The 7,171-nt window shown below is 71.0% G+C and carries 6 protein-coding genes and 1 pseudogene; all 7 read left to right on the forward strand.

Annotated elements, in window-relative coordinates:
• A pseudogene (locus tag JNL41_RS08185) lies at positions 1 to 146 on the forward strand (IS481 family transposase); the annotation flags it as partial.
• A gap of 365 nt (positions 147 to 511) precedes the next feature.
• A complete protein-coding gene (locus JNL41_RS08190) occupies positions 512 to 1,294 on the forward strand; it encodes a hypothetical protein (protein WP_293473874.1) in 783 nt (260 codons plus the stop codon).
• Between the two features lie 35 nt (positions 1,295 to 1,329).
• The gene (locus JNL41_RS08195; RefSeq protein WP_293473876.1) at positions 1,330 to 3,750 is read left to right on the forward strand and encodes a TonB-dependent receptor; all 2,421 of its coding nucleotides are present in this window, start codon (positions 1,330 to 1,332) and stop codon (positions 3,748 to 3,750) included.
• A 12-nt stretch (positions 3,751 to 3,762) separates the two neighbouring features.
• Positions 3,763 to 4,281 carry an RNA polymerase sigma factor gene (locus JNL41_RS08200; RefSeq protein WP_293473878.1) on the forward strand — a complete coding sequence of 173 codons (519 nt, stop codon included), beginning with the start codon at positions 3,763 to 3,765 and terminating at the stop codon, positions 4,279 to 4,281.
• Positions 4,282 to 4,399: 118 nt separating this feature from the next.
• Positions 4,400 to 5,350, forward strand: a complete 951-nt coding sequence (locus tag JNL41_RS08205; protein ID WP_293473880.1) for a FecR domain-containing protein — start codon at positions 4,400 to 4,402, stop codon at positions 5,348 to 5,350.
• Between the two features lie 48 nt (positions 5,351 to 5,398).
• Positions 5,399 to 6,601 carry a hypothetical protein gene (locus tag JNL41_RS08210; protein WP_293473882.1) on the forward strand — a complete coding sequence of 401 codons (1,203 nt, stop codon included), beginning with the start codon at positions 5,399 to 5,401 and terminating at the stop codon, positions 6,599 to 6,601.
• Between the two features lie 8 nt (positions 6,602 to 6,609).
• Positions 6,610 to 7,171: glycosyltransferase (locus tag JNL41_RS08215; protein ID WP_293473884.1), on the forward strand; the 562-nt coding region annotated here is incomplete at its 3' end.

Consider the following 7,171-nt stretch of genomic DNA (forward strand, 5'->3'; position numbering starts at 1 on the left):
ACCCCAGCTCGGACCGTCGCGCCGTCGACCTGCCGATCTGGCTCCACCGCTACAACTGGCATCGCCCGCACGGCGGGATAAAATCCCAGACGCCCATCAGCCGCCTCGGCCTCAACCGAGACAACCTATTGAGCCTCCACAGCTAACGACGCTCAAGACGGCCCGTGCCCAGGCGAACTACCCACCGTTACCTGGCCAATGATCAAGCTATGGCGCATCGCGGTCTAAAGCTCCTCGCGGCGGAGTCGCACCCGATCAGCGACCCGCGCGCGCAGGTCCGCAAGGTGTTCAGCGTCGAGGACGCGATAGTGGACCACACTCGACGGAGATGTCCGCTTTCGGACCAAGACCCAACGTCCGCTTCTGGCGCAATGCCGACCTGGCTGTCGGTCATCGAGCTCTGCGCCGACCCGTCGAGCATCGAGGTCGGCCGTGAGGAGGTTCGCCGCGCGTGCCGTCTGAGACATGAGCCGAGACGGAGGATCATGTGCGGAGTTCGGGCGAAGACGGTTTGACGAAGGCGCCGGCGGTCACGCTGGGGTTCTGGATCATCAAGATCCTCGCCACGACGTTGGGCGAGACGGGGGGCGACAGCGTCTCGATGACCTGGCTTGGCGAGACGACGACGACGGCCGGGCAGGCGGGCCTGAACGGCTATCTCGCGGGCACGCTGATCTTCGGAGCGCTGCTGGCGGGCCTCGTCGTCGTGCAGATCCGCGCCCGCCGGTTCAACGCCTGGCTCTACTGGGCGACGATCATCGCTTCGACGACGGCGGGAACCACCCTGGCCGACTTCGCCGACCGGTCGCTGGGGATCGGCTACCTCGGCGGCTCCCTCCTCCTGCTTGCCTGCGTGCTGACCTCGCTGTTCGTCTGGCGGCGGACGCTGGGCAGCGTCTCGGTCGATACGGTCGTCGGGCCGCGACAGGAAGTGTTTTACTGGGTCACCATCACCTTCTCGCAGACCCTCGGAACGGCGCTCGGAGACTGGGCCGCCGATAGCGGACTGGGCTACCTGGGGGGAGCGGCGGCGTTCGGGTCCGCCCTGGCGGTCCTTGCGGCGCTGTACGCGATGACAAGGGTCAACCGGGTTGTGCTGTTCTGGGCGGCGTTCATCCTGACCCGGCCGCTCGGCGCGACGGTGGGCGACTTCTTCGACAAGCCCATCGCCCATGGCGGCCTGCAGGTCAGCCGACCCCTTGCATCGCTGATACTCGCGGCGGTGATCGTGGCGCTGATCCTCCTTCTGCCGCAGCGCGCCGGGCGCGCGCACGCCGCTGCTCGCGAGGCGTGATGCCGCGGGCCTGATCCTTGACGGACTCGCCGGACTTGCGTCTGTCCTTTGGCGTCATGGCCGTTCAGCGTGCGCCCGGGGGGCGCTTCGAATGGATCGCGCCCGCCGTCCTGGCGGCGGCGCTCGCGACGCCGTCGGTGGGGCGTGCGGAGCCGGCGCGCGTCTTCAGGCTGCCGTCGGAACCCATCGACATCGCGCTCGTCCGTTTCGGAATCCAGGCCGGCGTCTCCGTCGGCGGCTTTCCCGCGGCGGGCTGCGACGGCCGCAGTCGGCCGTTGCTGGGGGTCTTCACGGCCTCGTCCGCGCTGGCCCGGCTGCTGCCGGCCGGGTGCCGGTTCGAACGCCTCGACGCCCGCGCCTTCCGGATATCCGGAGCATCTGCGGCCGTCCGGCCCCCCGCGCCCCCACAGGCCCCGTCGTCCGTCGAGATCACAGAACTGGTCGTGACGGCGGAGAAGCGTCGCGAGCCGCTGCGCGGGAGTCCGTTCGCGGTGACCGCGGTCGGCGGCGACACACTCGAACGCACGGGCGCCGGGAGCTTCGCGGAGGCCGCCCTGCAGATCGCCGGGGTCACGGAGACCAACCTGGGGCCGGGCCGCAACAAAATCTTCATCCGCGGAATCTCCGACGGGGCCTTCACCGGCCGCACACAGTCCACCGTCGGGCTCTACCTCGACGACGTGCCGATCACCTACAATGCCCCTGATCCGGACCTTCGGCTGGCCGATATCGAGCGCGTCGAAGTCCTGCGAGGGCCACAGGGCACGCTCTACGGCTCGGGATCGATCGGCGGCATCGTGCGGCTGGTCACGGCGCGGCCCGACGTGACCGGTTTCCGGGCCCGGATGGTCGCCGAGGGTATGCTGAACGCGCACGCCGACCGGTCGTTCGGCGGCGAGGCGATGATCAACGTGCCGGTCGTGAAGGGGCGCGCGGCCGTGCGGGCGGTGGCCTATGTCGACGAACTCTCCGGCTACCTCGACAACCCGAGCCTGCGCCTCGAGGACGTGAACCGCGGCCGCCGGTCGGGCGGACGGGTGTCGGCGCTGGCGGATCTTGGCGGCGGCTGGACCGTCCAGGCCGCCGCCGTGCGGCAGGGGATCGAGACCTCCGACAGCCAGTACGTGCAGGGCGCTGGCCGCCGGAGCCGGGACACGCGGGTGCGCGAGCCCCACGACAACGATTTCAAGCTGGCGAGCCTGTCCTTCGGTCACGCCGGGTCGACGGCCGATGTCAGGGTTTCGGGCGCCTACATCGATCACGATCTAGAGACGCGCTACGACGCCACAGGCGCGTTCGACCTGGCGGCGGATCGCATCGCCGCCGTCGATGAGCAACAGCGCGTGGAACTGCTGGTCGGCGAGGCCGTGGCGACCTCCGCCGCCGAGAGCCGGCTGCGTTGGCTGGCCGGCGCGTTCGTCTCGCACAGCCGCGAGATGAACGCGGCCGTCCTCGATGCGACATTGTCGGGCGGCGACCGGCGATCGGTCTTCGAGCGCCACGACCACCTGACCGAGACGGCGGTGTTCGGCGAACTGACCTACGATCTGACGCACCGCCTCACGGCCACGGGCGGGGGCCGGCTGTTCCGGACCCGCGTCGAGACGCGCGCCGACCGGTTCGGCCTCACCAACGCGGGTCCCGCGATCATCCGCGGCGAGGACACCGACTCGGGCTTCGCGCCGAAGTTGAGGCTCAGCTACGCCGTCTCGCCCGACATCGTCGCCTATGCGCAAGCCCAGGACGGCTACAGGGCCGGCGGCTTCAACGTGCCGGCCCAGGCCGACGGCGTTCCCGGCGGACCGGACGTACGCGCCTTTGGGCCGGATCGCCTCCGGAGCTATGAGGTCGGTGGGGAGGCGACCTTACTCGACCGCCGCCTCACGGTGCGCGTCGCCGCCTTCAGGGCGAGGTGGCGCGACGTGCAGACCGACCAGTTCCGCGACTCCGGCCTGCCCGTCACCCTCAATATCGGCGACGGGTCGAACACGGGCCTGGAGTTCGAGGCCCAGTGGCGGCCGGATGCCCACTGGCTCGCGCGCGTCTCGGGTCTGCTGGGCGATCCGGAACTGACGCGGACCGAGGCGGCATTTCCAGCCCGCGTCGACATCGGCCTTCCGGGCGTCGCCAAGGCGTCGGGCGCCGTAGATCTCGCCTATCGTTGGGACGTCGCACGTGGCGTCCGGGTGGAGCTGTCGGGTCAGGCGGCGTATGTCGGCCGCTCGTTCCTCACCTTCGACGGCGCCTCGGCCAGCGCCATGGGCGACTACCTGCAGGGCCGCATTGCGGCCAGCCTTCGGACCAGGTCGTGGGAAGGCCAGGCCTATGTGGCGAACGTGACCGGCGCCCGTGGCGACACCTTCGCCTTCGGCAATCCCTTCAGCCGCAGCCGGGCGCGGCAGGCGACGCCTCTGCCGCCCCGCACCTTCGGACTTGCCATCCGGCGGAGCTTCTAATTCAAGTCGGGGATGCCCGAAGCGCGCGCCGCGCTCATCGCCGCCTACATGGAGCGGCGCCCGGACCTTCTGAGGTTCTTCAGCCTGCGGCTGAGGTCCGAGGCCGCGGCGGAGGATGTGGTGCAGGACATCTATCTGCGCATCTCGGCCACGCCGCCCGAGGCGGAGGTCCGCAACCCAGGCGGCTATCTCTTCCGGCTCGGCTCCAACCTCATGCTCGACCGGTTGCGCAGCGAGCGCCGCGCGGCGGCACGGGACCGGGATTGGCGTGACAGCCACCGCACGGTCTCGGGCGTCGAGGAGGTGGTCGAGGACGCGCCGGCCGACGCCGTCGTCGCCGCGCGTCAGCGCCTGGCGGCCGTCGTGGACGTCCTGAAGGACCTTCCGCCGCTGACCCAGCAGGTCTTCCGGATGCACAAGTTCGAGGAGCGTAGCCACGCGGAGGTGGCGGCAGCGCTGGGCATCTCGCGCAGCGCCGTGGAGAAGCATGTGATGCTGGTGCTGCGCCGTCTCGCGGAGCGCCTGGCATGAGGCTCTGTCGCAGAACTGTGGTGGCCGCCGTCCCGCGACGTCATATCGGCAAGCGCGCAGGGCGCGCGACGGACGTGAGGCCATGAGCGGCGCAGGGAACATTGGCGGAGACGACGCGGTGCGCGACGCGGCCGTCCGCTGGTTCGCGCGCCTCCAGGACGAGGCGGCGACGCCGGAGGACTGGGCGGCCTTTGAGGCATGGCTGTCCGCTTCACCCGCACATCCGGACGCCTACGAGCGGCTGGAGCGCGTCTGGGTCGAGGTCGAGCAACCCGAGGCGCAAGCTGCGCTGGCGCCGGCGACAGTCGTCCCGTTCCGAAGGAAGTCTCAGGTCACGCGACGCGTGTGGCTGTTCGGCGGCGGGGCGATTGCGGCCAGCGTCGCTGCGGCTGTCGTCGGCGTGGGGCTGCTCAGTGACCCGGCGACGACGACCTATGTGACCCGCGCCGGCGAGACGCGGGAGGTCCCGTTGGCCGACGGCAGCCGGATGCGCCTCAACGCCGAGACCCGCCTGACCGTCCGGCTGGGGCGCCGGGAACGCCGGGTGGAACTGGCGGACGGCGAGGCCGTCTTCGACGTGGCGCACGATGCCGACCGACCGTTCGTCGTGGGCGTGGGAGACCGCGACGTCCGCGTGATCGGCACTGAATTCAACCTGCGCCGGCGCGCGGGCGAGGTGGCGCTGAACGTCCGTCGCGGCGTGGTCGAGGTCCGTCCGGCGACGCCGGGGAGCGCTGCGTCCGTGCGAGTCCCGGCCGGTCGCCAGTTCGTCCATCGCGAGGGCGCCGCGGGAGGCGCGCTCTCGACGACGGCGCCCGACGCCGCCTTCGCCTGGACCCAGGGCCAGCTCGTCTACCGCGACGCGCCCATGAGCCAGGTCGCGGCCGACCTCACCCGCAGCCTCGGCGTTCCGGTTCGGGTCGGCGACGCCGCCACCGGCGCCTTGCGCTTCACCGGTGTGCTCACCGTCGAGGATCCGGCCATCGTGATGAGACGCCTGCAGGCGTTCGCGCCGGTCCACGCCGTACGCGAGGGCGACGCCTTCGTCCTCAGGCGCGCCGGACGCTGATCTCCGCGCCCCGATGAGGGGCTTCAGCGACCGCGGCGTCGTTGGGGCATGCGGATCGGATTCCTCTTCAATCACGACCAGGTCCACCAGGTCGCCCACAGCCTCCCGATCGCCCTGGCTCTGGCGCGTGCGCGGACCGGGGCCGAGATCGTCGTCGCCACCACCAACGCCCGGCTCAGCGCCGAGGTCATCCGCCTCGGCGAAGGCCTGATCGGCCCCGCGATCCGGCTGGTCCAGCTGGGCCTTCGGACCCGCGCCAGCCGCCTCGCCCGCACCGTCCTGGAGCCGGTGCTCCCGGCCGCGAAGCTGCTGGTCTACCGCGACAACCTCGACTTCTTTCGCGGTCTGGACGTCCTCGTCGTGGCCGAGAAGACCTCGCTGATCCTGCGCAGCCGCTACGGCCTGAAGGATCTGCGGATCGTCCACACGCGGCACGGCGCCGGCGATCGCGCGATCGGTTTCGACCGGGCGAGCGCGGCCTTCGATCACGTGCTGGTGTCGGGGCGCAAGATCCGCGACCGCCTGGTCGCCGAGGCCGGCGTCGACCCCGAGACCATCTCGATCGTCGGCTACCCCAAGTTCGATGTGGCCCCGCCCTCGCGGGTCCATCCGCTGATCGAGGATGATCGGCCCGTGGCGCTCTACAACCCCCATGTCTCGCCGCACCTGTCGTCGTGGTTCCGGACGGGCCGGCAGGTGCTGGACTGGTTCGCGGACCGCGACGACCGGCATCTGATCTTCGCGCCGCACGTCATGCTGTTCGAGCGGCCCTTCACGCTGAGCATCGACCGGCTCCGGGTCGACCGGCCGGGGCGGCTGGACGAGCGCTATCTGCGCGCGCCGAACGTCCACATCGATCTGGGAAGTCGCGCGTCGACGACAATGGCCTACACGCGGCGGGCGGACATCTACATCGGTGACGCGTCCAGTCAGGTCTACGAGTTCCTGGTCCGCCCCCGGCCCTGCGTCTTCCTCAATCCCCATGGCTACGACTGGGAGGACGACCCGAACTTCGCACACTGGCGGGCCGGCCCGGTTATCGGCGATGCGAGCCAGCTCGGACCCGCCCTGGACGCGGCGCTCGCCCAGCATGCCGGCCGATACGCCCCCATCCAGCGCGAGCTGTTCGACTATAGCTTCGACCTGACGGACGAGCCGTCGAGCATCCGTGCGGCCCGCGCCCTGGCCGCGTGCGCCGGCCTGAGCTGCGAGCCGCCGCAGGCAGTCCCATTGGCCGTCGCGGTCGGGTGAACGGCGCAATGCGGATCGCGTACGTCATCAATTCGGTAGAAGGCGGCGGCGCGGCGCTGCCCGTACCGGCGGTGACCGAAGTCCTGCGCGGGCAGGGCGCCGAGGTCGAACTCTTCGCCCTGACCCGCCGCGATGGGCGCGCCCTGGCGCCAATGCACGCCAGCGGACTTCCGACCCACGTCCGCGGGGGCGGCGAGACGGACCACGTCCAGGCGCTTTCCTGGCTCAGGCGGCAACTGGGCAGGTGGCGGCCCCAATTGATCTGGACCTCGCTGAGCCGGGCCACGCTCCTCGGTCAGATCGTGGGGCAGATGATGGGCGTGCCGGTGGTGAGCTGGCAGCACGCCGCCTACCTGAAACCCGCCAACCGCCTCCTGCTTCGCGCGCGCCAGAAGGCCTCGGCAATGTGGGTGGCGGATTCCTACAGCGTGCTCGAACTGACGGCCTCGCGCCTGCACGTGCCGCCGCAGCGGCTGATGCTCTGGCCACTCTTCGCCGCCGACCCCGCGGCGCCACAGGCGGCGCCCTGGCGTCCCGGCGGGCCGCTCCGGATCGGCTCGCTCGGCCGCC

The sequence above is a fragment of the Phenylobacterium sp. genome, assembly GCF_016793285.1.
Lineage (GTDB): Bacteria > Pseudomonadota > Alphaproteobacteria > Caulobacterales > Caulobacteraceae > Phenylobacterium.

Excerpts from the sequence above, each read along its gene's own strand:
- JNL41_RS08200 (WP_293473878.1), top strand. The coding sequence starts at position 3,763 with ATGCCCGAAGCGCGCGCCGCGCTCATCGCCGCCTACATGGAGCGGCGC.
- JNL41_RS08210 (WP_293473882.1), top strand. The coding sequence starts at position 5,399 with ATGCGGATCGGATTCCTCTTCAATCACGACCAGGTCCACCAGGTCGCC.